Source organism: Saccharothrix deserti, assembly GCF_009769385.1.
In the GTDB taxonomy this organism is placed as follows: domain Bacteria; phylum Actinomycetota; class Actinomycetes; order Mycobacteriales; family Pseudonocardiaceae; genus Actinosynnema; species Actinosynnema deserti.
The window spans coordinates 506,308-533,148 of sequence record NZ_ML775959.1 but is presented as its reverse complement, the minus strand read 5'-3'; the positions used below and the strand labels follow the sequence as shown (position 1 = coordinate 533,148).

Sequence of the window (26,841 nt, the reverse complement as noted above, 5' to 3'; positions counted from 1 at the left end):
CCGTGTTCAGCGGGAAACTGCACTCACGTAGCGTGAGAGTGTGACCATGGCTCGAACCTCCGTCCCTCCGCCGCCCCTCGCCCCTGACGCCCTGCGTGTCGTCGCCCTGGGCGGGCTCGGTGAGATCGGCCGGAACATGACCGTGTTCGAGCACGAGGGCAAGCTGCTCGTCGTCGACTGCGGAGTCCTCTTCCCCGAGGAGCACCAGCCCGGTGTGGACGTGATCCTCCCGGACTGGAGCTGCATCCGGGACCGGCTGGCCGACGTGGTCGCCGTCGTGCTGACCCACGGGCACGAGGACCACATCGGCGGGGTGCCCTACCTGCTGCGGGAACGACCCGACATCCCGATCGTCGGCTCGCGGCTCACGCTGAGCCTGCTCTCGGCCAAGCTGCTCGAACACCGCATCACGCCGGTCACGATCGAGGTCGAGGAAGGGCAGGGGCTCGCGCGCGGCCCGTTCGACCTGGAGTTCCTCGCGGTCAACCACTCCATCCCCGACGGCCTGGCCATCGCCATCCGCACCTCCGCCGGTCTCGTGCTGCACACCGGCGACTTCAAGATGGACCAGTTCCCGCTGGACGGTCGGATCACCGACCTGCGCGGTTTCGCCCGCCTCGGCGAGGAGGGCGTCGACCTGTTCCTGGTCGACTCCACCAACGCCGACGTGCCCGGCTTCACCACCGCCGAACGCGACCTGGCCCCCGCCATCGACGAGGTGTTCCGCACCACACCGCGCCGGGTCATCGTCTCCAGCTTCGCCAGCCACGTCCACCGCATCCAGCAGGTCCTCGACGCCGCGCACACCCACGGCCGCAAGGTCGCCTTCGTCGGCCGTTCCATGGTCCGCAACATGGGCGTGGCCACCGAGCTGGGCTACCTCAAGGTGCCGAACGGTCTGGTCGTGGACATCAAGCGCATGGACAGGCTGCCACCGCACCAGGTGACCCTGGTGTGCACCGGCTCACAGGGCGAGCCGATGGCCGCGCTGTCGCGGATGGCCAGCGGCGACCACTCGATCCAGGTCGAGGAAGGCGACACCGTCCTGCTGGCCAGCTCGCTGATCCCCGGCAACGAGAACGCCATCTACCGGGTGATCAACGGCCTGACCGACCTCGGCGCGAAGGTCGTGCACAAGGGCAACGCCAAGGTGCACGTCTCCGGCCACGCCAGCGCCGGCGAACTCGTCTACTGCTACAACATCGTGCAACCCGCCAACGTGCTGCCCGTGCACGGCGAGGCGCGGCACCTGCGGGCCAACGCCGAACTGGCCGTCAGCACCGGCGTGGACCGCGACCGGGTGCCCATCGCCGCCAACGGCCACGTGATCGACCTCCAGGACGGACGGGTCCGGCTCACCGGCAAGGTGGAGATCCACAACGTCTACGTCGACGGGCAGACCGTGGGCGGCGTCACCGAAGCGTCGCTGGCCCAGCGCCGGACGCTCGGCGAGGAAGGCGTCATCACGGTCGTCGCGATCATCGACACCGACACGGGCAGGCTCGCCGAGGCACCGGACTACATCGCGCACGGCTTCGAACACGACGGCACGACGTTCCGGCCCACGACCTCCGCGATCGAAAAGGCCCTGGCCGGCGCCAGTGAACGCGGCGTCACCGACATCGAAGAACTGGAACGGCTGATCAGCCGCGAAGTGCAGATGTGGGCCCAACGCACCTACCGCCGCCGACCGGTCGTCATCCCGGTGGTCGTCGAGGCCTGAGGTCGATCGAGCACCGCGCGGCGCGCTCGGCACCCGCCGGGGCGGAGGTCGTGGTCGAGTCCGCGCCCACGCCCCGGACGGGTACCCCGGTGGCGGCGCGACGTTCCGGCTCAGCCTTCCCCGCGCCCGCGATTGACGTGACTGCTCAGCTGGTCTGCCCGCCCCTGGTGACGGTCGGGCCGAACTGGCGGACCTGCGGGACCGTGGTGACCATGTGCGCCACCACGCGGTCGCTGAGGCAGACGTGGCGGTGCGGGATGTCGCCGGGGAAGCGCACGAAGTCACCGGCGGCCAGGTCGACCGGTTCGCTGAGCGGGCCGGTGCGGAGCTTGCCGGTGATGACGTAGAGGTGGTGGAGCGTGCCGACCGGGTGGGGGTCGATCGGCTTCGGCTCCGGGCCGTTGCGCTCCAGCCGCAGCACGAGCGTGCGCACGTAGCCCGAGCCGTAGACCTCGTCGAGGAGTCGCTCCGACCAGTTCCCGCCGTCGACCCACTCGCTCTCGGTGTGCCGCTGCACGAACACCGGCGTGCCCCATTCGGTGAGCAGCCGCCGCACCGACACGTCCAGCGCGGAGCCGAGCAGCGACAACGTCTCCACCGTGGGGTTGCCGACGCCCTGCTCGATCTTGGACAGGGTCTGCTTGGAGAGGCCGGAGCGCCGGGCCAGCTCGCCCAGTGACAGGCCGCGCTCCTGGCGGAAGCGCCGCACGTTGCGCGCGACGAGCTGATTGCTGTCGGTCATGCTGGCACCGTCACTTTTAATGTCCGGTCCGTCATTGTTGACGAACGCCCCCTCGATTCGCATCATTGTCACATTCAAGTGACCGTTCGGCACACTGAAGTTGACGGTGGAGTCGACAGTCGATCCTCAGAGCAGAGGTGGACGAGCATGACCGTCTCGATCGCCGAGCACGGCCGCGACGACCGGGCGGCCGTGGACAAGGCCATCAGCCTCCTCGTCTCGTTCGGCGACCACGGGAGCACCGGCGTCGGTGTCAGCGAGCTGGCCCGCCGTGCGCAGTTGAGCAAGTCGACGGCGTTCCGCGTGCTGGGGATGCTGGAGCGCAACGGGGTCGTGGAGCGCGTCGGCAGGAACTACCGGCTCGGGGCGCGCCTGCACGAACTCGGCCGCACCGTGTACGCGCCCGGCCACGAACGGGTCCGGGACCTGCTGATCCCGTTCCTCACCGACCTCTACGAGCTGACCCGCGAGACGGTGCACGTGGCGACGCTCCACGGCACCGAGGTGGTGTACCTGGCGAAGCTGTACGGCCACCGCCCGGCGCCCGCGCCGTCCAGGATCGGTGGGCGGATGCCCGCGTACTGCACGGCCGTCGGGAAGGTGCTGCTGGCCTACGACCCCGACGCGGCCGCCGATGCGCTGTCCACGTCGCTGCGCGCGTTCACCGCGAACACCATCACCGACCCGGTGGCACTGGCCGCCGAGCTGGACGCCATCCGCCGTGACGGCATCGCGTTCGACGACGAGGAGAGCCAGGTCGGGCTGAGCTGCGTCGCGGTGCCGGTCATGGGGCCGGGAGGCAAGCCGGTGGCGGCGTTCTCCGTCGCGGGCGCGACCGGCCGGATCGACACGCGACGCCAGGGCGCACACCTGCGCCGCGTCAGCGCCGCTGCCACACGTGCGCTCACCTGCGCGCGGCTCGGCACTCCGACGCCACGCGACCGCATCGCCTGACGTCCCGGCCGCTTCGGGCGGAGGACTTGCGCGTTCTGAACGTAGAACTCGGGGCTCCTGAACGTTCGACTCTCGCGGTCTGAACGTAGGACTCTCGCGGTCTGGGTGTAGGACACACGCGGTCTGGGTGTAGGACACACGCGGGTGGGTTAGGTGCCGGGTACTCGGTCCAGGTCCATGTCCACCCGCGTGACCCAGGTTGGTTCGGCCACCAGCAGGCTCAGTTCGGCGCCGGGCAGGTCGACGTCCAGCACGTAGCGGAAGCCTGCCGCTTCGGCTGCCGACACCGTGTCGTGGTCGCCTGCCGGCGCGGCGAACACGACGCGTCGGCATCGCGGGTCCGCCGTCAGCACCTCGCCGACCAAGGTCGTGAGCACGTTGGTGAGCACCTCCGAGGTGGACGCGCCCGTCACCCGAACCTCGACGTCGTTGGCGGCGATCGGGTAGGCGTCGCGCAGTGGCCCCGCCGAGCAGCGCTCCACCTCGACGGTCACGTCCGCGTCCACCTCAGGACTCGACGATCCGGCGCACGGCACGCTTGTCGAGCTTGCCGGAGGCGTTGCGCGGCACGGCGGGCACGATCCGCAACTGGCGCGGCAGCTTGTACCGCGCCAGCCTGGCGGCGGCGTGCTCCCGCACCTCGTCCAAGGTCACCTGGGAACCCCCGGCGAGTGACACCACGGCCACGACGGTCTCGCCCCACTCCTCGTCAGAAGCGCCGACGACGGCCACGTCCGACAGGCCCGGCATGTCGGCGAGAGCGCGCTCCACCTCCGCCGGGTACACGTTCTCACCACCGCTGATGATCATGTCCTTCAGTCGGTCCACGATGAACAGGCAGCCGTCCTCGTCCAGGTAGCCGATGTCGCCGGAGTGGAACCAGCCCTCGTCGTCGAACGCCGCGCGCGTCGCCTCGGGGTTCTCCCAGTAGCCGGGCGTGACGTTCGGTCCGCGCACCACCACCTCGCCGGAGACACCTGGCCCCACCGGGGTGTTGGACACGGTGTCGACCACGCGCACCTCGGTGTGCGGCATGGCGATGCCCGCCGAGCCCAGCTTGTCCAGCGTGCGCTCGACCGGCAGGTGCGTGGCGAACGGCGCGGTCTCGGTCAGGCCCCACGCCTGCTGCAACCAGATGCCGTGGTCGGCGTACTGCTTGATCAGCGAAGGCGGCACCGGCGCGCCGGCCACGACGATCGAGCGCACGTGCGAGAGGTCCGTCTCGAACACACCGGGCACTCGCGCCAGCGCGGCCAGCATCGCGGGCACGGCGAAGAACGAGTTGACGCGGTACTGGACCAGGTCGTCCAGCAGCCCTCGTGGGTCGAAGGCGCGGCGGAGCACCGCCGTGCCGCCACGCACGATCGTGCGCACCAGGAAGCTGTTGAGCGCGCCGACGTGGAAGATCGGGGCGGCGGCGTGGGTGACGTCGCCGCGCCGGGTGTCGATCCGGGAGTCGACGTTGACCGAGTTCCACCAGATGTTGCCGTGGGTGAGCACCACGCCCTTGGGCAGACCGGTGGTGCCGGACGTGAACATCAGGATCGCGGGGTCGTCGAAGCCCCGGTGCGCGATCGCGGTGGTCGGCGACGCGTTCGCCAGCAACCCCGACCACGGCTCCCAGCCCGCCGGGTCGGCGACGGTGACCGGCACCTCCGGGTCGTCGTCGATCAGCAGGAAGCGCTTCAGGGCGGTGTCGTCGCGCACCTCGTCCACCACGGCGCGGTGCCCGTCCTCGCACACGATCGTCGTCGCGCCGCTGTTGTGCAGGACGCTGCGCAGTTCCGGCCCGGCGAGCCGGAAGTTCACCGGCACGAAGACGGCGCCGAGTCGTGCGGCGGCGAGCAGGGTGACCAGGAACGACGGGCTGTTCAGCCCCAGGTACGCGACGCGGTCGCCCTCGGTGACGCCGCCGTCGACCAGGACGGACGCCAACCGGGCGGCCCGGTCGTCGAGCGCGGCGTAGGTGAGGTCTCCCCCGGCGTACCGGATCACCACGGCGTCGGGCTGGTCGAGCGCGTTGCGGTGGATCGCGGTGGCCGGGTTGACGTTCACCGCGGTGCCGGAGTTGGCGGGGTGTCCGGCGGTCGTGACAGCGGTGGTCGTGACAGCGGTGGTCGTGACAGCGGGGGTCAGGGCTGCGGTGGTCATGACTGGGGCCTCCTCACAGGTGGTCGCCGCCGGCGGCGGTGGCGAAGCCGCGGACGCCGATGCCGCCGTCGACCGAGATCGCCTGTCCGGTGATCGGGCCGCTCTGCTCACGGGAGGCGAGCAGCACGTACGGCCCGGTGAAGTCACGCGGGTCGGTGCTCGAATCGTGCAGCGGGATGGGCGGTGGTGGCGCGTCCGGGCCTTTCCTGGCGAACGACGCGGCGATGGAGCGCTCGTGCAGGGACAGTGCTTCAGGTCCGCGCAGGTCGGTGTTCATGCCGCCGCAGGCGACGCCGTTCACGCGGACCTTGGGCGCGAGCTCGTAGGCCAGCTCCCGCATCAGGCCGAGGCAGGCGTGCTTGCTCGCGGTGTAGACCGGGCCGCCGCCGTTGACGTGGAACGAGGCGTTGGACAGCGTCATGACGATGCTGCCGCGGGTCTTGACCAGTTCCCGCCACGCCGCCTCGGCGGCCAGGAAGTAGCCCTTGACGTTGATGGAGAACAGCTCGTCGAAGGTCGCTCCCAGCTCCTCGGCGGTGAGCCGGGTGAGCTGCCGCTGGAAGTCCCACACGCCCGCGTTGGCCACGAGCGTGTCGAGCTTCCCGAACCGGGCCACGGTGTCCGCGACCGCGGCGTGCAGCTGCGCCGAGTCCCGCACGTCGGCTTCGACGGCGTGCATCCGCGACGGGTCCGGTGACGACGCGACCACGTCGGCGAGCCGGTCGAGGTTGCGGCCGAGGATCGTCACGGACGCGCCTTCCGCCACGAACCGCTCGGCGACGGCCCGGCCGATACCGGACCCGCCGCCGGTGACGAGCGCGACGTAGCCGTCCAGCCAGCCGGTCATGCCAGGTCACCGAGGAAGTCCGCGACCAGCCGCTCGAACTCGCGCTGCCGTTCCAACTGCACCCAGTGCCCGCAGTTGCCGAACACGTGCAGCTGCACGTTGCGGATCTGCTTGAGCATGATCTGGGCGCCGTCGAGGGTGATCGTCCGGTCGTCACGTCCCCACAGCAGCAGCGTCGGGGCCTTGATCTTGTGCAGGTCCCGCCACAGCGGGTCCATGCCGTGCCGCTTGGCGAACGCGGCGTTGTAGCGGTGGTAGAACTCGACGTGGCTCTCGTCCAGCGACGCCTCGTAGCGGGCCTTGACGACGTCCTCGCCGAACTGCCGGTGGTCGAACACCATCGTGCGGATGAAGTTCGCCATCTTCTTCTCGGACGGCCCGCCGCCGTTGTAGTAGCGGAACATCTCCTTCTGCCCCTCGGTGGGCGTCGGACCGAACGGCAGCCACCCGCCTCCCGGCGCCATGAGGACCAGTCCCGTGACGCGGTCCGGCCGCGCCTGCGCCATCGCGATCGCCGCCGCGCCACCGAGGCTGTTGCCCAGCAGGTGGAACCGGTCCACGCCGAGCGAGTCGAGCGCCTGGAACAGCGCGTCGACGGTGATCTCGGTGATCGACCGCGCGTCGAGGTCGGCCTCGGTGGGGCGGTAGCTGCCGCCGAAGCCCGGCTGGTCCGGGAGCAGCACGCGGAACCGGCGGGCCAGCGCGGGCAGGTTCTGGTGGTAGTTGCTCAGCCCCGACGCACCGGGGCCGCCGCCGTGCAGCATCACCAGGACCGGTCCGTCGCCGATCTCGGCGACCGCGATCTCGCCGAGCGTGGTCGCGACGTGGTGCTGCTTGGGCTGGAGGTCGATCTCGGTCACGTTCGTCCCATCGCCGGTCAGAAGAAGGTGGAGATGTTCTTGGACAGCAGGGTGTTCTGGTCGAGCAGGATCGTGCGGCGGGCGATCAGGAGGCCGGAGCCGGCACGGCGCAGCACGTCGGTGCGGCCTCCCGCGAAGACGTTCTCCTCGCGTTCCAGGCGGTTGCGGTAGACCAGGAACGCCGACCGCACCACGAGGTCGTCCTCGGTGAAGCCGGGGTGGTCGGCGGGGTCGACGTGACGTGCCGCGATGTTGGTGATCAGGTGCCGGGTGCGGGACGGCGGGTCCTCCGCCCAGGCCATGCCGGAGTCGAACCGGCGGATGCGCCAGGCGAGGCTCTCCTTGGTCTCGTCGTAGAACGCGGCCTCGCCACGGGCGGCGACCGACATCGCCTGCTGCCGTCGCAACCGGTTGGTGCGGGTCGGCATCCAGTAGTCGAGGTCCTCGTCGAGCAGGTCCAGCCAGTCGGTGTAGCGGCCGTCGTCGAGCAGTTCGGCCTCGTGGTAGTAGAACTGCTCGACCTCGAAGTGCGTGTCGCGGTCCGCGCGCTGCCCGGCCCGCCCGCGCTCGGTCGTGGTGGTCACTCGTTCCCTTTCGTCAGCCGCGCAGCAGCTTGCGGAGGTCCACGGCGGTGTCGGCGAGCCTGCCTGGATCGACCGCGAGGGTGCGGTCGATCATGCGGCGGGCGGCCCGCACGGCGGTGGAGTCGTCCACCGCCACCGCGCCGACGACCCGCCCGTCACGCAGGCCGAACACCGCGAACGGCGGTGTGTCGAACGAACCCCGGATCACGGTGACGTCCGCCGCCGCCATGTCCCCGACGACCTCGACGTGCAGGTTGTGGCGGTCGGTCCAGAACCACGGCGCGGTCGTCGTGGGCGCGGGGAGGCCGAGGATCGTGGCGGCGGCACGTTGTCCGTCGTGCTGGGCCGCCTCCCAGTGTTCGGTCCGGGTGCCGTCCCGCAGGCGTGCCGAGTCGCCGACGGCGAGGACGGCCGGGGTGGAGGTGACCTGCCGTTCGTCCACGAGGACGCCCCGGTCGACGTCCAGTCCGGCCGCCCGCGCCAGTGCGGTGTCCGGGGCCATGCCCACACCGAGCACGACGACGTCGAACACGCCGATTCCGGGTGCCTCGACTTCGGCTCCCCTGTCCACCAGGGACTCCAAGCCGGCGTGGACGGTGCGGATCCCCCACCGCGTGTGGAGGTCGTGCAGCCAGGTCGCGACGTCTGCGCCGACCGCGTGGGCCAGGGGTGGGTGCACGGGGTCGACGAGCACGACATCGCAGCCGAGGTCGAGTGCGGTCGACGCGACTTCGGCCCCGATGAGCCCGGCGCCGACCACGAGCACCCGCGCGCCCAGCGTCAAGGCCGACCGCAGCCGATCGGCGTCCTCCGCCGTGCGCAGCACGTGCACCAGCGGACTCGCCACGCCGGGGATCGGCGGCCGGGCCGCGTGGCCACCGGTCGCGAGGACCACCCGGTCGGCGGGGAGCGTCGTGCCGTCGGAGAGCTCGACACCACCGACGTCCGGCCGCAGCGCGGTGACCGTGGTCAGCGAGGCCAGCCGCACGGCCTGGTCGTCGTACCACTGCTGCGGCTGCAGCGCGATGTCCTTGATGTCCTTGTCGCCCTTGAGGAAGTCCTTGGACAAGGGCGGGCGGTCGTAGGGGAACTCCCCCGCGTCCACCAACGTCAGGTCACCGTCGAAGCCGCCCGCCCTCAGCGCCGCGACCGTGCCGACGCCGGCGATCCCGCCCCCCACTACGACTATCCGGCGCACGACGACCGCCCGGCGCATCAGGGCGCCTCGTTCGGGAACAGGTAGACCTCGCCGTCACGGATCTCGACCCGGTGCGGGCACGTGCTCTTCGTCGCCGGAAGGCCCTGCACCTCGCCGCTCTTCAGGCAGAACTTGCTGGAGTGCAGGGGGCATTCGACGTAGCCGCCCTCGACCCAGCCGTCGGCCAGCGACGCGGTCTCGTGCGTGCACGTGTCGTCCAGCGCCCACACCGAGCCGTCGTAGTCGCGCAGCAGGGCGATGTCGTCGGCGGTGCCGGTGACGTCCTTGGCGACGGCGATGCCCTCGCCCTCGGGGATGTCCTCCAGCGACGCGACGCGGATGCCGGTGCTCATCGGTCTCCTCCTTCGTGCCACGCCGGGGTGTTCATCAACTCGCGCCACCGCGCGTAGAAGGAGCGGCCGGCGGCGTCGCTGTAGAGCTCGCTGGTCGTGCCGGGGAAGCGGCCGTCCTCGCGCTCGGAACCCATGCCCATCTGGTAGTTCAGCGGCACGCCGTTGGTGATGAAGCCGTTGGAGACGGCCTGCACCTCGCTCCAGTTCTCGCCGTCGTCCTGCTCGAAGATGCCGCTGGGACCGAACGTGCGCAGGTTGTACAGCCGCTGCGCCTCCCGCACCTCCGGCGGCATGGACTTGTCGACGATCGTCCACGCCCAGACCTCCATCCGGTCCGGCCCCTTGGGGTGCCAGATCCGGATGGAACCGTTGACCGGCAGGTAGGAGAAGTTCGGGAACACGGTGGCGTGACCGTTGGTGAGCGGTCCCTCCACGCGGGCGTCACCCAGACGTGCGCGCAGTGCGTCGTAGTCCATCCACTGGTGGACGGTCCGCGCGTCGAAGCGGTTCTTGGGGTGCACCGGGAAGCCCGCGCCGTGCCCGTTCGGGTCGACGTACTGCCGTCCCGTCCGGTGCACGATCTCGTCCTTGGGGCCCTTGCCGATCGGCGACAGCAGCATGAGCGCCGACGCGTGGCTCATGTTCACGTGGTACCAGTCGGTGGCGAACTGCTCGGCCGCGAGCTTCCAGTTGCCCTCCAGCACCCACTTGTGCACCCCGCCGACGACGGCCGTGCCCTCGGGGTCGTGGTCGAGCATCGCGTCCATGTACCAAGCCATGTCACCGAGCGACTCGCGCAGGGACACCGGCTGCGGGTTCCAGGTGCCGAAGACCAGACCGTGGTAGCTGTCGACGTGCGGCACCTCGACCAGGCCCCAGTCGCCGGCCTTGAACGACTCCGGGTAGCCGTCCCTGTTCGGGATGCTGACCAGCTTGCCTTCGAGGTCGTAGGACCAACCGTGGTAGGTGCAGGTGAAGTTGCGGGTGGCGCCGAAGTCCGCCCGGCACACCCGCGCGCCCCGGTGCCGGCAGGAGTTCAGGTAGGCGCGGATCCGCCGGTGCTTGTCCATCGTCACGATGACCGGGTCCTCGCCCATGTACGTGGTGAAGAAGTCGCCCGGCTTGTGGAACTGGTCGGTGTGCGCGAGGAACAGCCAGCTCGGCGCGAAGACGCGGCGCAGTTCCTGCCGGTAGATCCGGTCATCGGTGAAGATCGCCCGGTCCAGCAGCCCCCCCGCGGTGTCGACCAGCCCGGAGACGTCGACGTTCCGCGTCATCTCGGCGGGACGCCGCAAGGCGCCGCGCGGTGTCGCCGTGGCCCCGCAACCGGGTTCGGTGGTGGACGTCATGGGCCACAGCGAACCGGGCGCGGGCCCCCGGCTCCAGGGGCCGTTCCGCACGGCGGCACACCGGCTAGGGGACGGCACCGGGCCCGCGCGAGGTTGGCACCATGCTCGCTGCAACCGCGGTGTCCCAGAGCGCCACCGACCCGCTGTCGGGTCTGGTCCTGCGCGACGCCCCCACACCGGTTCCCCGCCCCGGCTGGTCGATCGTCCGGGTGGTGGCCTCCTCGCTGAACATGCACGACCTGTGGACGCTGCGCGGCGTCGGGCACCCCCCGGACCGCCTGCCCATCACGCTCGGGTGCGACGCGGCGGGCTACGACGAGCACGGCAACGAGGTGATCGTCCACCCGGTGATCGCGGACGTGGACGCGGGCATGGGCGACGAGACGCTCGACCCGAACCGCGCCCTGCTGTCCGAACGGCACGACGGCGCGTTCGCCGAGTACCTCACCGTCCCGACCCGCAACCTGGTCCCCAAGCCCGCGTGGCTGTCGTTCGACGAGGCCGCGTGCCTGCCCGTCGCGTGGACCACGGCCTACCGGATGCTCTTCACGCAGGCCCGGATCACGCCCGGCGACCGCGTGCTCGTGCAGGGCGCGGGCGGTGGTGTCGCCTCGGCCGCGATCAAGCTGGCCGTGGCGGCGGGCGCCGTCGTCTACGCGACCAGCCGGAGCGAGGACAAGCGCGCCGAAGCCCTGGAGTGGGGCGCCCGTGCCGCGTTCCCCACCGGCGAACGCCTCCCCGAACGGGTCGACGTCGTGATCGAGACGGTCGGCGAGGCGACCTGGTCGCACTCGCTGAAATCGCTGCGCCCCGGCGGGACGGTCGTCATCGCGGGCGCCACCAGCGGCATGAACCCGCCCGCCGACCTCGGCCGGATCTTCTACCTCCAGCAGCGCGTCATCGGCTCGACCGGCTCAACGCGCGGCGAACTCGTCTCGATGCTGCGGATGCTGGAGGCCACCGGGGTCCGACCGGTGATCGACCGGACACTGCCGCTCAGCGACGTCCACAAAGGATTCCAGCTCATGATCGACGGCGGCCTCACCGGCAAGCTCGTCGTCCACCCGCCCGTTGCCCCGGAAGTGGGGACACAGCAGTGAGGAAGCCCATGACCGCGGCAACCGTCGGACTGTCCCACTCCCCTCTCATCGGCAAGAACGACCCCGCGCCGGACGTGCTGGCCCGCGTCGACGAGGCCGTCGAGTACGCCAGGGCGTTCGTCCGCGCCTTCGACCCGGAGCTGGTCGTCCTCTACGCGCCCGACCACTACAACGGGTTCTTCTACAAGGAGATGCCGCCGTTCTGCCTGGCCACCGAGGCGCACGCGGTGGGTGACTTCGGTTCGGGCGCCGGGCCGTTGTCGGTCGACACGGCCGCCGCGAAGGCGCTGGCGCAAGGGGTGCTCGACCGCGGGATCGACCTGACCGTGTCGGCCCGGATGACCGTCGACCACGGGTTCGCCCAACCGCTGGAGGTGCTGTTCGGCGGCATCGACGCCGTGCCCGTGGTGCCCGTCTTCGTCAACGGCGTCGCCACCCCGCTCGGGCCGATGAGCCGCATCCGCGCCCTCGGGACCGCGATCGGCGAGGCCGCGGCCGAGTTGGACCGCCGGGTGCTGTTCCTGGGCTCCGGTGGCCTGTCGCACGACCCGCCGGTCCCGGTGCTGGACGGCGCGCCGCCGCGCGTGGCCGACGCGCTGATCGAGGGCCACCCGCCCACGCCGGAGCAACGCGCCAAGGGCGAGCTGCGCGTCGTCCAGGCGGGCCGCGACTACGCCGCCGGCTCGACCACGATGATCCCGATCAACCCCGAGTGGGACAACCTGCTGCTCGACCACCTCGAAAAGGGGCAGCTGGCGGAGTTCGACTCCTGGACGGTCGAGTGGATGGGCCGGGAGGGCGGTGGCTCCGCGCACGAGGTCCGCACCTGGGTCGCCGCCTTCGCCTCGCTGGCCGCGACCGGCCCCTACGAGCCGACGTCGCGCTTCTACGAGGCGATCCCCGAGTGGATCGCCGGGTTCGCCGTCGCGACGGCGGTGCCGCGATGACCGCCGTGAGCACCGACGCCGTGTCGCGGGCCGCCGCCCGCATCACCGGGGCGCTGCGGGAACACCGTCCGGTGGCGCCCGTCCGCGACCTGCTCGGCGACGATGTCGCCGCCGCCTACGCGGTACAGCGGGAGTTGACCCGCCAACGGGCCTCGCACGGTGCCGTGGTGGTGGGTCGCAAGATCGGCCTCACCTCCCCCGCCGTGCAGCGGCAGCTGGGCGTCGACCAACCCGACTTCGGCGTGCTGTTCGACGACATGGACGTCACGGCACGGGCCGAGGTGCCGTCCGACCGGCTCCTGCAGCCCAAGGCGGAGGCCGAGATCGCGTTCGTGCTCAAGCACGACGTGACCGATTTCGACGCCGCCTCCGTGCGGGCGGCGGTCGACTACGCGGTCGCGGCCATCGAGATCGTCGACAGCCGCATCGCCCACTGGGACATCACGATCACCGACACCGTGGCCGACAACGCGTCCAGCGGCCTGTTCGTGCTGGGCGACCGGCGTCTGACGCTGGACGAGTTCGAGCCGCGCGAGGTCACCATGCGGTTGTACGCGGACGACCAGCTCGCCTCCGAGGGCACCGGCGCCGCCTGCCTGGGCGACCCGCTGGCCGCGTTGGCGTGGCTGGCGCGGACGGCGGCGGGCTTCGGCGATCCGCTGCGCGCGGGCCAGGTCGTGCTGTCGGGCGCGCTCGGGCCGATGGTGCCCGCACCTCCCGGCTGCCGGATCCGGGCGGAGATCAGCTCGCTGGGCGAGGTCGGCGCCACGTTCTCGCGGAAGGTGCGGTCATGACCAAGGTCGCGATCATCGGTTCCGGCAACATCGGCACCGACCTGATGTTCAAGGTGATGCGGCTGTCGGAGACCCTGGAGGTGGGCGCGATGGTCGGCATCGACCCCACCTCCGACGGACTCGCCCGCGCCGCCCGGCTCAAAGTGCCCACGACGCACGACGGCGTGGACGGCCTCATCGCGCTGCCGGGCTTCGACGAGATCGACATCGTGTTCGACGCGACCTCGGCACGGGCCCACATCGCCAACGCCGCCAAACTCGCCCCGCACGGCAAGAAGCTGATCGACCTCACACCCGCCGCCATCGGGCCGTTCGTCGTGCCGCCGGTCAACCTGGACGAACACCTGGACGCGGGCGCGGACAACGTCAACATGGTCACGTGCGGCGGCCAGGCCACCATCCCGATCGTGGCGGCGATCTCCGGGCTGACACCCGTCGGCTACGCGGAGATCGTCGCGTCCATCGCGTCCAAGTCGGCCGGACCCGGCACCCGCGCGAACATCGACGAGTTCACCGAGACCACGTCGCACGCGATCGAGGTCGTCGGCGGTGCGGCGCGGGGCAAGGCGATCATCGTGCTCAACCCCGCCGAGCCGCCGCTGATCATGCGCGACACCGTGTTCTGCCTGATCGGCGACACCGACCACGACGCAGTCCGGGCCTCGATCACGACGATGGTCGAGCGGGTCGCCCAGTACGTGCCCGGTTACCGGCTCAAGCAGGACGTGCAGTTCACCCCGATCCCGCCGGACGAACCGGTGCACACGCTCGTGCCGCCCGGCGTCCACGTGACCACGCGGGTGTCGGTGTTCCTCGAGGTCGAGGGCGCCGCGCACTACCTGCCCGCCTACGCGGGCAACCTCGACATCATGACCTCGGCCGCCGTGCGGGTCGCCGAGTCGATCGCCCGTCGCCTGCCCGCGGAGGCCGCCCGATGACCGTCGACCGGAACCTGTACATCCAGGACGTCACGTTGCGGGACGGGATGCACGCCATCCGTCACCGCATCGACCCCGCCGACGTCCGGCTCATCGTGGCCGCACTCGTCGCCGCCGGTGTCGACGCGATCGAGGTCGCCCACGGCGACGGCCTCGCCGGCGGGTCGGTGAACTACGGCCCCGGCAGCCACACCGACTGGGAGTGGATCGAGGCGGCGGCGGACGCGATCGGCGGCGCCGTGCTGACGACCCTGCTGCTGCCGGGCATCGGCACGATCGCGGAGATCGAGCGGGCGCACGCCCTCGGGGTGCGGTCGATCCGGATCGCGACGCACTGCACCGAGGCCGACATCTCGGCCCAGCACATCGGCAAGGCGCACGACCTCGGCATGGACGTGTCGGGCTTCCTCATGATGAGCCACATGGCGCCCCCGTCCGAGCTCGCCGCGCAGGCGAAGCTGATGGAGTCCTACGGCGCGCACTGCGTGTACGTGACCGACTCCGGCGGCAGGCTCACGATGGACGGCGTGCGGGAACGTGTCCGCGCCTACCGGGACGTCCTGGAGCCCACGACGGAAATCGGGGTGCACGCGCACGAGAACCTCTCGTTGTCCGTCGCGAACAGCGTCGTGGCGGTGGAGGAGGGCGTGACCCGCGTCGACGCGTCGCTCGCGGGTCAGGGCGCCGGTGCGGGCAACTGCCCGATCGAGGCGTTCATCGCGGTGGCCGACCTGATGGGCTGGAAGCACGGGTGCGACGTGTTCGCGCTGCAGGACGCCGCCGACGACCTCGTGCGCCCGTTGCGGGACCGGCCGGTGCAGGTGGACCGGGAGACGCTGACCCTCGGGTACGCGGGCGTGTACTCCTCGTTCCTGCGGCACGCCGAGGCCGCCGCCCGGCGTTACGGCGTGGACGCGCGGGCCCTCCTGCTGGAGGTCGGCCGGCGTGGTCTCGTCGGCGGCCAGGAGGACATGATCGTCGACATCGCCCTCGACCTGGTTCGCCGCTGACGTTCCCGGCACACGGGAACCGGCACACAAGAAGAGGCTCTTGCGCGGGGGATCGCGCAAGAGCCTCTTCTTGTTGTTGCTTGTCAGACCTCTTCGAGCTTCGCGGAACGGGTCTCGCCGGTGGCGAGGGCGGCGATGATGGTGAGCACCGCCAGTCCGGCCACGTAAGCGCCGACCCACAGCGAGTTGCCGGTCGCCGCGAAGATCGCGGTAGCCGCGATGGGGCCGATGCCGCCACCGACGACCGAGCCGAGCTGGTAGCCCAACGACACGCCGCTGTACCGCATCTTGGTCGGGAACTGCTCGGCGAGCAGCGCGGGCAGCGGGCCGTACTGGGCCGAGACCACGATCATGCCCAGCGCGCACGCCAGCAGCGCGAGCGCGACGACGCCGGTGTCGAACAGCAGGAAGAACACCATCGCGACCACGATCTGGCCGATCGCGCCGCCGACCACGACCCGGCGCCTGCCGAGCTTGTCGGTCAGCGAGGACAGCGCGAGGGTGGCGACGATCTGCACGACCGACGCGACGATGATGATCATCAGCAGCGACTCGCGCGAGTACCCGACCTGCTTGGACCCGTAGGACAGCACGTAGACCAGCACCAGGTAGCCGAACGTGGTGCACGCGGCGGTCAGGAACACCGACCGCAGCAGCGCCATCGGACGCTGCCGCAGCACCTGCACCAACGGCGACCGCGTGGGCTCCTTCTGCTTCGCCTGCTCGAACAGCGGGCTCTCGGTCACCGCCTTGCGCACGATCAGACCGAACGCCACCAGCACGAAGCTGGCGATGAACCCGACCCGCCAGCCCCACTGGAGGAACGCCTCCTTGCTCGTGCTCGACGAGACCAGCATGACGAGGTTCGCGACGATCGCGCCGACCGGAACACCGATCTGCGCCGCCGAACCGTAGAGGCCGCGGCGGTGCGGAGGTGCGTGCTCGACCGCCATGAGCGCCGCGCCGCCCCACTCGGCGCCGACGCCGAAGCCCTGCGCGAGCCGCAACAGCACCAGCAGGACGGGCGCCCACACGCCGATCTGGGCGTAGGTCGGCAGCAGGCCGACGGCCACCGTGGCGCCACCCATCAGCAGCAGGCTCAGCACGAGCATCCGCTTGCGGCCGATCTTGTCGCCGTAGTGCCCGGCGACGATGCCCCCGATCGGGCGGGCGATGAAGCCGACCGCGAACGCCGACAGCGCCGCCAGCTGGGACACCACGGGATCGCTCGAGGGGAAGAACAGCGGCCCGAACACCAGGGTCGCCGCGGCGCCGTAGAGGAAGAAGTCGTACCACTCGATCGCGGTTCCGACGAAGCTCGCGAGGGCGACCTTCCGGGCCTCGCGATGATCACGCACCCCGGCTGGGGACGCGGTCAGGGAAGGCAGGGACATCGTTGCAGCCTGCTTTCGTGGTGTGGTGGGACGGGGAGCCTCATCCAATGTCCGTTCCGCCGGATTGCCGACCGCGCGTGCCGTTGTCCGGCACACGGGGTCGCCGCCGCCCCTGACCAGTCGGCCGACAGATGCCGAGGCCGTCCACGTCGCCCTACCGTGGAGCCTCCGAAGCCCGACACACCTGGGGGAATCGACATGACAAACAGGCCTGCCGCGTTCACCACGCCGCTCGGCGACGAGGACGTGGCCGCGTTGGCGGATCTCCTCGCCGATCTGGAGCACGGCTTCAACCAGAAGGTGGCCGAGGTGCTCGACCGGCCGTTCACCGCCGATGCCGTCGTCGTGGTCCCCGACGGCACGGTGATCCGCGGCTGGGACGACCTGTTCGCCTACCACACCGCCCGACTCGCCGACGCCGTCGCGACGTGGACGACGCGCGTGGTGATGCTGAGCGCCGTGTCGCCCGGCTCGGACACGGCCCTGGTGCACTTCCGGCAGGAGACCACCACGCCGGACGGCGGCTTCGCCAACCACGGAACGGTGTTCGCGGTGCGCCGCGAGGGCTCCTGGTGGATCAGCGCCCTGCACAACACCAACGTGGACCCCGCCCGTGCGGGCGCCGCTCCTGGCGGGCCTCGGAGCTGAACCGCCTCCGCGCGTCGGCGCTCTCGAACGATCCACTGCCAACGTTCGACGTCGCCCTGTGCGCTGCGTCACGATGACCTAACGGTAAGTTGGCGCTAAATATCTCGCAACAAGTGTTCACAGGGTCGGCGCCACCGCCTGTGGCCTGCGCACCTACCTCCTCCCGGCCGAACAGCGCACCGGCGACCGGGGCCTGGTCGAAGTGCGGCCATCAGGACCCACCGATCGCGGACGCGCGGCGAGCCAGTTCCTCGATCACCGGGTTCAGCTCGTCGATCCAGGTCTGGTGCTCGTCCACGTAGCGTTGCTGCACCTCCTGCACCGCCGCGAGCTGAGCCGCGGTCCGCCCCGTCTTCTGTCCACAGTGGAACCAGGCGACCGCGAGCTCGGACTCCTGCGGTGTCGGCGTGTACTTCCGGACCGGGATCGCGGGGCCGATCTCCACCGTGCCCGGCTTGCGCACCGGTTTCCACGCGTCCTCCGCGCCGCCGTCCAATCGGCCGTAGGCGACCCCGAAGAGCTGGTGGCGCGGGGTCTTCAAGAACGCTTCACGGTCCGGGGCCCGGTACCCGCGCTCCGCCATGCAGTCGAACATCTTCGCCGGGAGGTCCGGGGCGAGCTCCGCGTCGATCTCCTTGCGGTACGGGGCGAGGGCGTTGACCAGATCGCTGTAGTCGGTGACCGCCTGCCTGGCTCCCGGGCCGAACTCGTTCCAGGCCTGGTCCGCGCAACGGTCGGCGGCCTTGTCGAAATTCGCGTCGGTGCTCACGACGCGTGCGGGAGCCGCCTGCGTGTCGCTCCCGAAGCCCGCGCGACGCGCCTCCTCCTCGCTCGTCGGGCCGAAGTCGCGCACGGACACGGTGAGAAAGGAGAAAGGGTCCTCCGGCCGGGTCGGCGCGGTGTCGATGTTCTGCCGGTAGCCGGCCTCGGCCATGCACCGGTCCCGGATCTTCATGTGCGTGTGGTCGATCAACCCGACCTGCCTGCCCAGGATGATGTCGAACGGCTGCCCGGGTTCGGACGGTTCGGAGACCTCGTCCGCCGGCGGAACCGTTCCCACCGCGGGCGTCGACTCGGCCGTGCAGCCGGTCAGGATGATCCCGGCCAGACCGCACGCCGCCAGCACCGACGTCGCTCGCTGTCGCACCCGACTCCCCTTCCTGTCCGGGGTGACGGACCGGTGCCGCTGCCCACCGGCCCGTCACCGAGGTCTCACTTGTTGATCGGAGCACCTTCACTGCACCGCGAGTGCCCGTTGTTCCGGCGGTCCAGGGAGTAGAACCAGGAGCTCGAGTTCCGGGGCTGGTGCGCGTACTTGTACCAGTTGCCCGCCCCGTCGACGTCCCAGATGTACACGGTGCACGTGGAGTCGCGGTTTCTGAACTCGATCGCGCTGTCCATGAGGTATCCGGTGCGCGTGCCGGTCGCCGTGACGTACCACACTGGTAGGGGCTGTGCACCCCGGAGACGGACCAGTGGTTGGCGCCGTTGTGGAACTGCTTGATGTGGGAGTTGGAACCGGTCTCACGCCGGAAGCAGATCTCGGTGTAGTTGCAGCTCACGCTGCCGTCGCCGTTGTCCTCCGCGGCCTGGGCCGCGGGGGCGCCGGCGAGCAGCGCGGTACCGAGCGTGGCCGCCGCCACCGTTGCCTTCAGTGCCTTGCGCATGGCAATTCCTCCTAGTCGGGTTTTCGGGTCGATCACGGAGCGAGCGCCCACGCGCGCAGCGCGCTCTGCTTGCAGAAGTGCAGCCAGCGGCTCTGCGTGGTGATGACGCCGTCCGATCCGGTCCGCGTGAGCACGGCGGACGAGTGGCTCTGGGTTTGCGGACCCCAGTCGCCGTCGATCCCGGTGTCGTATCCCCACAGGTAGCGGCAGGCCGCCTGCACGTAGTAGGTCTGCGTGACCGACGACGTGCTGAAGCTGGAGTTCCCGCTGCCGGACACCGCGTTGTCGATGTGGATGTGGTTGTGGTGCTCGGTGTTGTCCAGGTACGAGATCACGTGCCGGAAGTGGTGGTGCAGGCTCGCCGCGGTGCCCCAGTACCGGGTCCGGGCGATGGTGAACGCGTCACCGGTGTAGCTCTTCCACTGGTCGTAGCGGCCGTTGAAGCCGGTGAACAACGCGCCGGTGTTGCGGTTGGTGACGAGCATCCGACCGAGGTCGAACGCCCGCCCTTCACCGTGCATGCCCGGCTTGTTGACGTACGCGCCGTAGGAGTAGATGCGGTGCGGCGCCGTCCAGTGGTACGGCGTCCAGGCGCGGAACGCCTGGTGCCAGGGTCTCCAACCGCGAGTGGAAACCCGGCTCGTACCGGAACGACGTGGCGGCGCCGGTCGGTTCGTAGTAGGTGGGCTGTGAGTTGATTTCGCTCTGCGTCACCAGAGCGAGGGCCGATACCTCGCCCGCGAGCGCCCTGCCACCACCGAGCAGAACGGCTGCGGACCCGGCTGCGGCCGCGGCGAGAACTCCCCGGCGCGACACCGATCGTGAACGGTCATCCATGGCCGAGATCTTTCGTCGGCACCACCCGTTCGCGCCCTAGTCCGGAGACCAGTCTTCAGCGCCGCACCGCGGGACAAACGGGTTCGTCGGGACCGTCCGGGAGGTAGGCGGACCGTTCCGCGGCGGTGAGATCGCGTCCGGTCTCCGCACAGATCTTCACCACCGCCGCGGCGGGCGACAGCGCCCAGCGGATGACGCGGCTGTCGTCGGAGCCGGAGACGAGCTCGCCTTCGTGCGTGAAGGCCAGCGCCTGCACCGGACCCGTGTGGCCGGCGAGCGCGGTTCCCGCGCCGGTGGCCGGGTTCCACACGACGACCGAGTGGTCCTCGCCGCCGGATGCGAGCGTGGCGCCGTCCGGGCTGAACGCCAGCACCTGCACCGGTGCCGTGTGACCGACCAGCGTGGTGATCTCGTCCCCGGACTCGGTGCGCCACAACTTGACGGTCCGGTCCGCACCCGCCGTCGCCACGACCGCCCCGTCGGGACTGATCGCGACGTCACGGACGTCGCCCTGGCCGGTCTTGATCCTGCGCACCAAGCGGTCCCCGACGGCGTCCCAGATCAGCACGCCGCCCGCCGGGTCGGCGGACACCAGCATCCCGCCGTCCGGGGTGAACTCGACCGCGCCGGCCACGATCGGCCCACCGGAGAACGGCTGCGAAGTCAGCTCGGGCAGGTTCCAGCGGAACCGGCCGAGCGAAGCCGCGACGGCGAGCAGGCCGGCCAGGTCGGGCGCGGTGTCGAGCAGCTGCCGGGAGGTCAGCGCCATCCGGTGGGACTGGTCGACGCGTTGGCGGAGCTGGGCTTCCCGGCTCTGCCACACCGCGATCCCACCGGCCGGTCACGGCGAGCAGCAGGAGCACACCCATGATCGAAACCAGCCGCTTGAGCAGCCGGGTCCGACGTCGGGTGGCGGTCCGCTCGCCCTCGGCGCGTTCCCGGCTCGCCCGCAGGAATGCCTCCTCGACGTCGTTGAGCTCACCGGCGTGGTCGTCGACCCAGGCGAGCGCGGTCGCGAGCTGCGAACCCCGGTACAGCGCGCCTTCGTCGCGGTCGAGCTCGGCCCAGGTGTGCGCGGCGGCGGTGAGCCTGCGGTGGACCAACAGCCTCGCGCGGTCGTCGGAGAGCCAGCGCTGCAGCCGGGGCCACGCCCGGATCAGCACCTCGTGCGCGATCTCCACGGTGTCCTCGTCGACCACCACGAGACGGGCGGTGACCAGGCGGTCCAGCACGCGGTCGACCACCGCCGGCGCGGCGACACCCGCGAGCTCACCGCGGTCGATGGGTCTTCGGGTGTCCTCGGTGCCGTCACCGAACGCGGTGAGCCGCAGCACGATGCGGCGCAGCGCCGACTGCCCCTCGGCGTCGAGGTCGTCGTACTCCCGTTCGGCGGACTGCGCGATCGCACCGCGCACGCCGCCGCCCGCCCGGTAGTCGGACAACGTGAGCGTCCCGCCATCACGACGCCGCCACGTCTCGACCAGCGCGTGCGACAGCAGCGGCAACGCGCCGGGTTCGGACTCCACGTCCGCGAGCACCGTCGCCAGCAGGTCGGCCGCCACGCTCTGCCCGGTCATCGTCGCCGGGCGCAGGACGATCTCACGCAGGTCGGTGGACGACGGCGGGCCGACCAGCACGGTCGCCTCGTCCGCCAGCGCGGTGACCAGCTCGGGGTGCTGGGTGATGTGCGCGAGGAAGTCCGCGCGTATCCCCAGTACGACCTTGGTGCGCCGGTGCGGGCCACGCGCGGCGTCGAGCAGCGCGCCGACGAACCGCGTCCGCTCGCCGTCGTCGCCGCACAACGTGAACAGCTCCTCGAACTGGTCGACGACCAGCACTGCCCGGACGTCCTCCGGTCCCGCGGCGAGCTCGGTGCGCACCGCGATGTCGAGGTGCGCCGGATCGGCGGCCAGCTCGGCGCGCAGCCGGGTCTGGTCCTTGCCGGTCAGCTCCGCCAGCGCGGCGGCGAGCGCGTCCATCGGCCGCGCTGTCGGCGTCAGCAGCACGGACCGCCAACGCGGGTCGTCGGCCAGCCTGCCGATGAGACCGGCGCGCAAGAGCGACGACTTGCCGCTGCCGGACGCGCCGAAGACACCGACCACCGGGTGCTGGTCGACCCGCCGCTCCAGCACCTCGATCAGCCGGTCCCGGCCGAAGAACCAGGCGCGGTGCTCGGGCTGGAACGCCATCAGGCCCCGGTACGGGCACTCCGCGTCGTTGCGCGGCGATCGCCGCTTGACCGGCACGTCGACCAGCCGGGCGGGCGACTCACCGAGCAGCACGGTCTCGTGCAGCCCGCGCAGTTCCGCACCCGGCTCGATGCCCAGTTCCTCGGCCAGGAGCTCCCTGGTGCGCCGGTACACCTCCAGCGCCTCGGCCTGCCGCCCTGAGCCGTACAGCGCGATCATCAGCTTGGCGCGCAACGATTCCCGGTACGGGTGGGCGTCGGCGAGCGAGATCAGCTCGCCCACGACCGCGGCGTGCCTGCCGAGCGCGAGGTCGGCGGTGATCCGCGCCTCCACCGCGTGCAGCCTGGTCTCCTCCAGCCGCAGCGCGATCTGGCGGATGACCGGCGTGTCCGCGAGGTCGGCGTAGGCGGGACCGCGCCACAGGGCGAGTCCGTCGGCGAGCAGCTCTCCCGCCTTTTCCGGGTCGCCCTCGGCGAGCGCCCGCTCACCGTCCGCGGCGAGGTCGGAGAACCGGTCCGAGTCCAACTCGCCGGCACGCACCGTGAGCGCGTACCCGGTCGGGTGGCGGCTGATCCGGTCGCCGAGGTTCAGCGCCCGTCGCAGCTGGTAGACGTACAGCCGCAGGTTCTCCGCCGCCGAGGCGGGCGGCACCTCCCACAGCGCCTCCATCAACCGGTGCTGGGACACCGGCGCGTTCGCGTACCGCAGCAGTACCGCCAGCAGGATCCGCTGCTTCGCCGAGCGCAACGGCAGCACCCCGCCGTCGGCGGTGACCACGAGCGGGCCAAGCACCTGGAACTCCACCGCAGCACCCCCCACGAGTCCGCCGCACGATAGCCCAACCAGGCGTTATACGTCCGGCATACGCGCGGACAACAGCCCGTGCCCAGCCTTCTCGCCGTGAGACGGGGAGGGGTCATGCACACGATTCGCGTCACTCTGTCGTTGGAGAGCCCGGTGCTGCGGGACAAGATCAACGACTTGCTCGGGAACACCGGATGGGCGGAGGTCTGCTCGCCCAGGGACCTCACTGCGGGCGTCACGGTGCTGGACGCGCGTGCCGCCGTCCGCGTCGTGCCCCGGTCGGCCACGGTCGCCGTGCTCGACTCACCGGACGGCTCGCTGCTCGAGTCCCTCGTCCACGCCGGGGTGAGTGGGCTCGTGCTCGCCGACGACCCGGTCGAGGACTTCGCCAGGGCGGTGCGGGACGTGCACCGCTTCGGCGGGTGGATCTCGCCGCGGCTCACCGGACTGGTGTTCGGGATGCTGCCGGTGCTCCGCCCGGCCGGTCCCGCGCTGACCGCCCGCGAGCGGGAGGCGCTGCGGCTGCTCGCCGACGGCCGGGAGAACGCCGAGATCGCCGCGGCGATGTTCATCACCGTCAGCGCGGTGAAGTACCACGTCTCCAACCTGCTGCGGAAGTTCGACTGCAAGGACCGCACGCAGCTGGTGGCGCAGGTCTGGTGTCGCTGAGACCCGGACCTCCCGCCACCGCATGGGGGACCGATGTCAGAAGTGGTCCTTCTCCGTCAGCTCGTGCTCGAAGGCGTCCGCGCTGGCGACGAGCATCGTGAGCGGGCGCTCGAACTCCTCTTGGACGCTCAGGTCCTCCAACGGCACGGTGTGCTTGAGCAGTGCGACGCCGTCCACCACCGCCGCTCCGCCGACGAGTGACGTGCCGGCGAGTTCGAGCAGCCGCCCCTGGTCGATCGCGTCGGCCCGGCCGACCGCCGACGAGATCTCGAGCCACGCCCGGCCGCCGACGTCGGGCACGTGGTGCACCGCGACCTGCTGGGTGCGGCTGCCGTCCGTGTCGAGCCGGAAACGCAGCCAGCTGTCGGTCTCCTCCAGCACCTCGTACCGCGTGCGGACGTAGTTGATCACATCGGTCCAGGTGGTCACCGTCGTCGCCTCCCGCGTCCGGCCGATCACCACCGTAGTACCAGGCGCCGGCGAAAGGGCGAGAACAAACACCCCGAGCCGCACTTCGCCGGGTGAACCCCTCGGCTGCCGACGGCGCCCGGCCGGCGGAACCGCGGGCGGATGCCGATCGTCCCAACCACATGGGCACCGGACAGTGGTGGGTTGTCGTCGAGGAGAACCGCGGCATGGGAGACGGGCGCGAGTGGAAGCTCTCCCACTCCCAGGCCGTCGGCGATCACGAGGCGGCTCGGGCCGAGGCGTTGCGGCTCGCCCGCGAATACGTCCCGGCCTACCCGTGGTCGGTCCGCTCCCGTCAGGTGCTGCGCCTGGCGGACGGCTCCTACGTGGTGATCGCGAACGGCCGCACGTCCACTTTCCACTTCCGCGTCCAGGTCGGGGAACTCGTCGCCGAGGTCTGACAGCCGCACCGGGCCGGAGCGCGACGTGGCCCTCCTCACGTCGACTGACCGCTACCCGCCGGACGTGCAGGTCACTTCCGGTCGCGGTGGGTGGGAGCCGTTGGCGGTGAAGCCGAAGGTGGTGGAGCCTTCCGCGGGCAGCACGGCGTTGTAGTGCGCGTTGGTGACGGTCACGGAGGTGGCGTCCTGGGTGAGCGTGCCGTCCCACAGGTTGCCGATGCTGTGGCCGGCGGGTTGTGACCAGGTCACCGTCCAGTCGGCGAGTTCGCGCCGGCCGGCGTTGCGCACGGTCACCTGGGCCTGGTAGCCGCCCGGCCAGGAGTTGATCACCTCGAAGTGGGCGTCGCAGCCGCGCGTCGACGCGGTGGTGCTCGTCGAGGGCGAGGGTTGGGCGCTGGCCTGCTCGTCGTCCTTCAGCGCGGTGCCGATCAGCACGCCACCGGCGACCAACGCCACGGCGCCGGCGGCCATCGCGATCGTCCGCCCTCGCACGCGGCGAGGTGCGGGGAGCAGCTTCGTGCCACCGAACGCCCGGGTCGCGTCCGGGACCGGCCGTCCTTGCGCGACCGCGGCCAGCAGAGCGTGGGCCTCGGCCATCGTCGGTCGCTGCGCCGCGTCACGCCGCAGGATCCGCAGCAGCACCTCGGCCAACGGGCCGGTCGACCGCGGTGGCGTGATCTCCCCGCTCGACACGCGCCGCAGCAACGCGTAGGGGTTGTCGACCGTCCCGAACGGCGGGCTGCCCTCCAGCACCGCGTACAGCGTCGCGCCCAGGGAGAAGACGTCGGAGGCGAACGTCGCCTGCTCCCCCGCCGCCACCTCCGGCGCCAGGAACGCCGGTGTGCCGACGATGGCACGGGGATCGCTCACCGTGCCTTCGCCGACGGCGCGGGCGATGCCGAAGTCCGCGATCTTCGCGGTGCCGTCCTCGGCGAGCAGGACGTTGAACGAGGAGACGTCCCGGTGCACGATGCCCTCGGCGTGCGCCGCCGCCAGCGCCGACGCCACCTGGCTGCCGATGGCGGCCACCAGCGCCTCCGGCAACGGACCGCGTTCGGCGATCAACTGCTGCAGGCTGCGTGACGGCAGGTACTCCAACACCAGACACGGCTTCCCGCCGTGCTCGACGACGTCGTGCACGCTGATCGCGTGCGGGTGCCGCAACCGCGCGGCAACCCGCCCCTCGCGCACGATCCGCTCCACGGCGTCCGGGGAGTCGACGGCCGCTTCGATGAACTTGACCGCCACCACGCGGTCGAGGCGCTCGTCACGCGCCTGCCAGACGACCCCCATCGACCCACGCCCGACCAGCGACACCAGCCGGTAACGCCCGGCGATGACCTCGTCCTGTTCCGGCACAAGCCGACGCTACTGCGCCGAACCGCCCACTGGCCACCTTCGACGACCCCGGAGTTTTCGCACATCCGCGGCACTGTCCAACCCGATCGGCAGTCACGCCCGACCGGCCGCCCCAACCGGCACGGCTGCCCTCCTACCAGGCCGAACGTGCCCAATCAGGGGAGGATGGTTTCGCGGACGGTGCCGTCGGCGGTGGAGAACGCGATGTGGCCGTGCTCGAACCAGCTCACGCGGCCCGGCGGCGCACCGCGTTCACCCGATATCGGGAGGCCCAGCCCGCTGCTCTCCTCCCCCAACTCCTGGTAGCGGACCAGGATCAGCCCGCGCACCTCCCACGTGCCGAGCACGGGGTGGGTGTAGATGTGCGCGACCCCGTTCGGGCTGATCCACCGGAACACCGCGCCCTGCCTGTCCGCGGTGAAGCGCTCGTCGCTGAGCGTGCCGCTGTCCGGTTCGGTGCTCTCGCTCTTGTGCACCGCGAATGCGCGCAGCAGCGCGGACGTGCGGAACTCCACCTCACCGTTGCCGCGCAGCCGGTGGAACGTGATGTCACCGGGGTCGACGATGCCGTCGCCGAACCCGAACTGCGCCTTCTGGAACTTCTCCACCGCCGCCCGGGTCGCCGGCCCGAAACGGCCGTCCACCGCGATCTTCGCGTTCGGGTTGCCGTTGAGGAACAGCTGGACCAGGGCGACGTCCTCGGGGTGGTTCGGGCGGTTGTCGCCGACACCCGCCCGGAGCTGGTTGGTCATCGTCGACCCTCCTCACTGCCGCACCGGGTGCGACGACCGCCTAACAGGGGAATCGTCCGTTCGGCGGTCGCGTTCCGCGCGGTGGGTCGCTCATCCGGGTGAC

The 26,841-nt window shown here is 71.0% G+C and carries 28 protein-coding genes; 10 read left to right on the top strand and 18 right to left on the bottom strand.

The window, feature by feature from the left end:
• The first annotated feature begins 46 nt into the window (after positions 1–46).
• Positions 47–1,723 carry a ribonuclease J gene (locus FM051_RS01985; protein ID WP_158839957.1) on the top strand — a complete coding sequence of 559 codons (1,677 nt, stop codon included), beginning with the start codon at positions 47–49 and terminating at the stop codon, positions 1,721–1,723.
• 145 nt (positions 1,724–1,868) lie between these two features.
• On the opposite strand, the gene FM051_RS01980 is transcribed toward FM051_RS01985, so the two are convergent.
• A complete protein-coding gene (locus tag FM051_RS01980) occupies positions 1,869–2,465 on the bottom strand; it encodes a helix-turn-helix domain-containing protein (protein WP_158839955.1) in 597 nt (198 codons plus the stop codon).
• Between the two features lie 147 nt (positions 2,466–2,612).
• On the opposite strand from FM051_RS01980, the gene FM051_RS01975 reads away from it, so the two are divergent.
• Positions 2,613–3,419, top strand: coding sequence for an IclR family transcriptional regulator (locus FM051_RS01975; RefSeq protein ID WP_158839953.1), 807 nt, complete (start codon positions 2,613–2,615; stop codon positions 3,417–3,419).
• A 149-nt stretch (positions 3,420–3,568) separates the two neighbouring features.
• On the opposite strand, the gene FM051_RS01970 is transcribed toward FM051_RS01975, so the two are convergent.
• The 8 genes from FM051_RS01970 to FM051_RS01935 are packed head-to-tail and all read right to left on the bottom strand — an operon-like array spanning position 3,569 to position 10,761.
• Positions 3,569–3,913: a hypothetical protein gene (locus FM051_RS01970; protein WP_158839951.1), complete on the bottom strand. Its 345-nt coding sequence runs from the start codon at positions 3,911–3,913 to the stop codon at positions 3,569–3,571.
• A gap of 13 nt (positions 3,914–3,926) precedes the next feature.
• Positions 3,927–5,570 (bottom strand): acyl-CoA synthetase, encoded by a 1,644-nt coding sequence (locus FM051_RS01965; RefSeq protein ID WP_158839949.1) that lies wholly within the window; start codon positions 5,568–5,570, stop codon positions 3,927–3,929.
• A 13-nt stretch (positions 5,571–5,583) separates the two neighbouring features.
• A complete protein-coding gene (locus FM051_RS01960) occupies positions 5,584–6,417 on the bottom strand; it encodes an SDR family NAD(P)-dependent oxidoreductase (RefSeq protein ID WP_158839947.1) in 834 nt (277 codons plus the stop codon).
• On the bottom strand, positions 6,414–7,277 hold the full coding sequence (locus FM051_RS01955; protein ID WP_202918627.1) for an alpha/beta fold hydrolase: 864 nt from the start codon (positions 7,275–7,277) through the stop codon (positions 6,414–6,416). The genes FM051_RS01960 and FM051_RS01955 overlap by 4 nt, the downstream gene beginning before the upstream one ends.
• Positions 7,278–7,294: 17 nt before the next feature.
• A complete protein-coding gene (locus tag FM051_RS01950) occupies positions 7,295–7,861 on the bottom strand; it encodes a 3-phenylpropionate/cinnamic acid dioxygenase subunit beta (protein WP_158839945.1) in 567 nt (188 codons plus the stop codon).
• Positions 7,862–7,874: 13 nt separating this feature from the next.
• Positions 7,875–9,077 carry an NAD(P)/FAD-dependent oxidoreductase gene (locus tag FM051_RS01945; protein ID WP_158839943.1) on the bottom strand — a complete coding sequence of 401 codons (1,203 nt, stop codon included), beginning with the start codon at positions 9,075–9,077 and terminating at the stop codon, positions 7,875–7,877.
• Entirely contained in the window at positions 9,077–9,412 is a 336-nt protein-coding gene (locus FM051_RS01940; protein WP_158839941.1) for a non-heme iron oxygenase ferredoxin subunit, read from the bottom strand. The genes FM051_RS01945 and FM051_RS01940 overlap by 1 nt, the downstream gene beginning before the upstream one ends.
• Entirely contained in the window at positions 9,409–10,761 is a 1,353-nt protein-coding gene (locus FM051_RS01935) for an aromatic ring-hydroxylating dioxygenase subunit alpha (protein WP_158839939.1), read from the bottom strand. The genes FM051_RS01940 and FM051_RS01935 overlap by 4 nt, the downstream gene beginning before the upstream one ends.
• A gap of 101 nt (positions 10,762–10,862) precedes the next feature.
• Here FM051_RS01935 and FM051_RS01930 point away from each other — a divergent pair, with 101 nt between their 5' ends.
• Genes FM051_RS01930 through dmpG form a run of 5 tightly spaced genes read left to right on the top strand, consistent with a single transcriptional unit; the run spans position 10,863 to position 15,550 of the window.
• A complete protein-coding gene (locus tag FM051_RS01930; RefSeq protein WP_158839937.1) occupies positions 10,863–11,861 on the top strand; it encodes a zinc-binding dehydrogenase in 999 nt (332 codons plus the stop codon).
• An 8-nt stretch (positions 11,862–11,869) separates the two neighbouring features.
• Positions 11,870–12,808 (top strand): 3-carboxyethylcatechol 2,3-dioxygenase, encoded by a 939-nt coding sequence (locus tag FM051_RS01925; RefSeq protein WP_158839935.1) that lies wholly within the window; start codon positions 11,870–11,872, stop codon positions 12,806–12,808.
• A complete protein-coding gene (locus FM051_RS01920; protein WP_158839933.1) occupies positions 12,805–13,602 on the top strand; it encodes a 2-keto-4-pentenoate hydratase in 798 nt (265 codons plus the stop codon). The genes FM051_RS01925 and FM051_RS01920 overlap by 4 nt, the downstream gene beginning before the upstream one ends.
• Positions 13,599–14,540, top strand: coding sequence for an acetaldehyde dehydrogenase (acetylating) (locus tag FM051_RS01915; protein ID WP_158839931.1), 942 nt, complete (start codon positions 13,599–13,601; stop codon positions 14,538–14,540). The genes FM051_RS01920 and FM051_RS01915 overlap by 4 nt, the downstream gene beginning before the upstream one ends.
• Positions 14,537–15,550, top strand: coding sequence for a 4-hydroxy-2-oxovalerate aldolase (gene dmpG / locus FM051_RS01910; RefSeq protein ID WP_158839929.1), 1,014 nt, complete (start codon positions 14,537–14,539; stop codon positions 15,548–15,550). Before FM051_RS01915 ends, dmpG begins: the two co-directional genes overlap by 4 nt.
• A gap of 83 nt (positions 15,551–15,633) precedes the next feature.
• On the opposite strand, the gene FM051_RS01905 is transcribed toward dmpG, so the two are convergent.
• On the bottom strand, positions 15,634–16,944 hold the full coding sequence (locus FM051_RS01905) for an MFS transporter (protein ID WP_158839927.1): 1,311 nt from the start codon (positions 16,942–16,944) through the stop codon (positions 15,634–15,636).
• A 198-nt stretch (positions 16,945–17,142) separates the two neighbouring features.
• Between FM051_RS01905 and FM051_RS01900 the strand changes: the two genes are divergently transcribed.
• Positions 17,143–17,592 (top strand): SgcJ/EcaC family oxidoreductase, encoded by a 450-nt coding sequence (locus tag FM051_RS01900; protein WP_158839925.1) that lies wholly within the window; start codon positions 17,143–17,145, stop codon positions 17,590–17,592.
• Positions 17,593–17,803: 211 nt separating this feature from the next.
• On the opposite strand, the gene FM051_RS01895 is transcribed toward FM051_RS01900, so the two are convergent.
• The 5 genes from FM051_RS01895 to FM051_RS01875 form a co-directional block, all read right to left on the bottom strand.
• Positions 17,804–18,739, bottom strand: a complete 936-nt coding sequence (locus FM051_RS01895) for a hypothetical protein (protein WP_158839923.1) — start codon at positions 18,737–18,739, stop codon at positions 17,804–17,806.
• A 65-nt stretch (positions 18,740–18,804) separates the two neighbouring features.
• Complete coding sequence (locus tag FM051_RS01890; RefSeq protein WP_158839921.1) at positions 18,805–18,993, bottom strand: hypothetical protein; 189 nt, start codon at positions 18,991–18,993, stop codon at positions 18,805–18,807.
• A 298-nt stretch (positions 18,994–19,291) separates the two neighbouring features.
• On the bottom strand, positions 19,292–19,780 hold the full coding sequence (locus tag FM051_RS01885; protein WP_158839919.1) for a hypothetical protein: 489 nt from the start codon (positions 19,778–19,780) through the stop codon (positions 19,292–19,294).
• A 371-nt stretch (positions 19,781–20,151) separates the two neighbouring features.
• Complete coding sequence (locus FM051_RS01880; RefSeq protein WP_158839917.1) at positions 20,152–20,631, bottom strand: WD40 repeat domain-containing protein; 480 nt, start codon at positions 20,629–20,631, stop codon at positions 20,152–20,154.
• Positions 20,594–23,089: an AfsR/SARP family transcriptional regulator gene (locus tag FM051_RS01875; protein WP_158839915.1), complete on the bottom strand. Its 2,496-nt coding sequence runs from the start codon at positions 23,087–23,089 to the stop codon at positions 20,594–20,596. Before FM051_RS01875 ends, FM051_RS01880 begins: the two co-directional genes overlap by 38 nt.
• A gap of 114 nt (positions 23,090–23,203) precedes the next feature.
• Between FM051_RS01875 and FM051_RS01870 the strand changes: the two genes are divergently transcribed.
• On the top strand, positions 23,204–23,758 hold the full coding sequence (locus FM051_RS01870; protein WP_158839913.1) for a helix-turn-helix transcriptional regulator: 555 nt from the start codon (positions 23,204–23,206) through the stop codon (positions 23,756–23,758).
• Between the two features lie 36 nt (positions 23,759–23,794).
• Here FM051_RS01870 and FM051_RS01865 read toward each other — a convergent pair whose 3' ends face one another.
• The gene (locus tag FM051_RS01865) at positions 23,795–24,187 is read right to left on the bottom strand and encodes a hypothetical protein (protein ID WP_158839911.1); all 393 of its coding nucleotides are present in this window, start codon (positions 24,185–24,187) and stop codon (positions 23,795–23,797) included.
• A 161-nt stretch (positions 24,188–24,348) separates the two neighbouring features.
• On the opposite strand from FM051_RS01865, the gene FM051_RS01860 reads away from it, so the two are divergent.
• Entirely contained in the window at positions 24,349–24,627 is a 279-nt protein-coding gene (locus FM051_RS01860; RefSeq protein WP_158839909.1) for a hypothetical protein, read from the top strand.
• Positions 24,628–24,678: 51 nt separating this feature from the next.
• Here the strand turns inward: FM051_RS01860 and FM051_RS01855 are convergent, their stop codons facing one another.
• Entirely contained in the window at positions 24,679–25,986 is a 1,308-nt protein-coding gene (locus tag FM051_RS01855) for a protein kinase domain-containing protein (protein WP_158839907.1), read from the bottom strand.
• 155 nt (positions 25,987–26,141) lie between these two features.
• The gene (locus FM051_RS01850; protein ID WP_158839905.1) at positions 26,142–26,738 is read right to left on the bottom strand and encodes a peptidoglycan-binding protein; all 597 of its coding nucleotides are present in this window, start codon (positions 26,736–26,738) and stop codon (positions 26,142–26,144) included.
• Positions 26,739–26,841 lie beyond the last annotated feature (103 nt).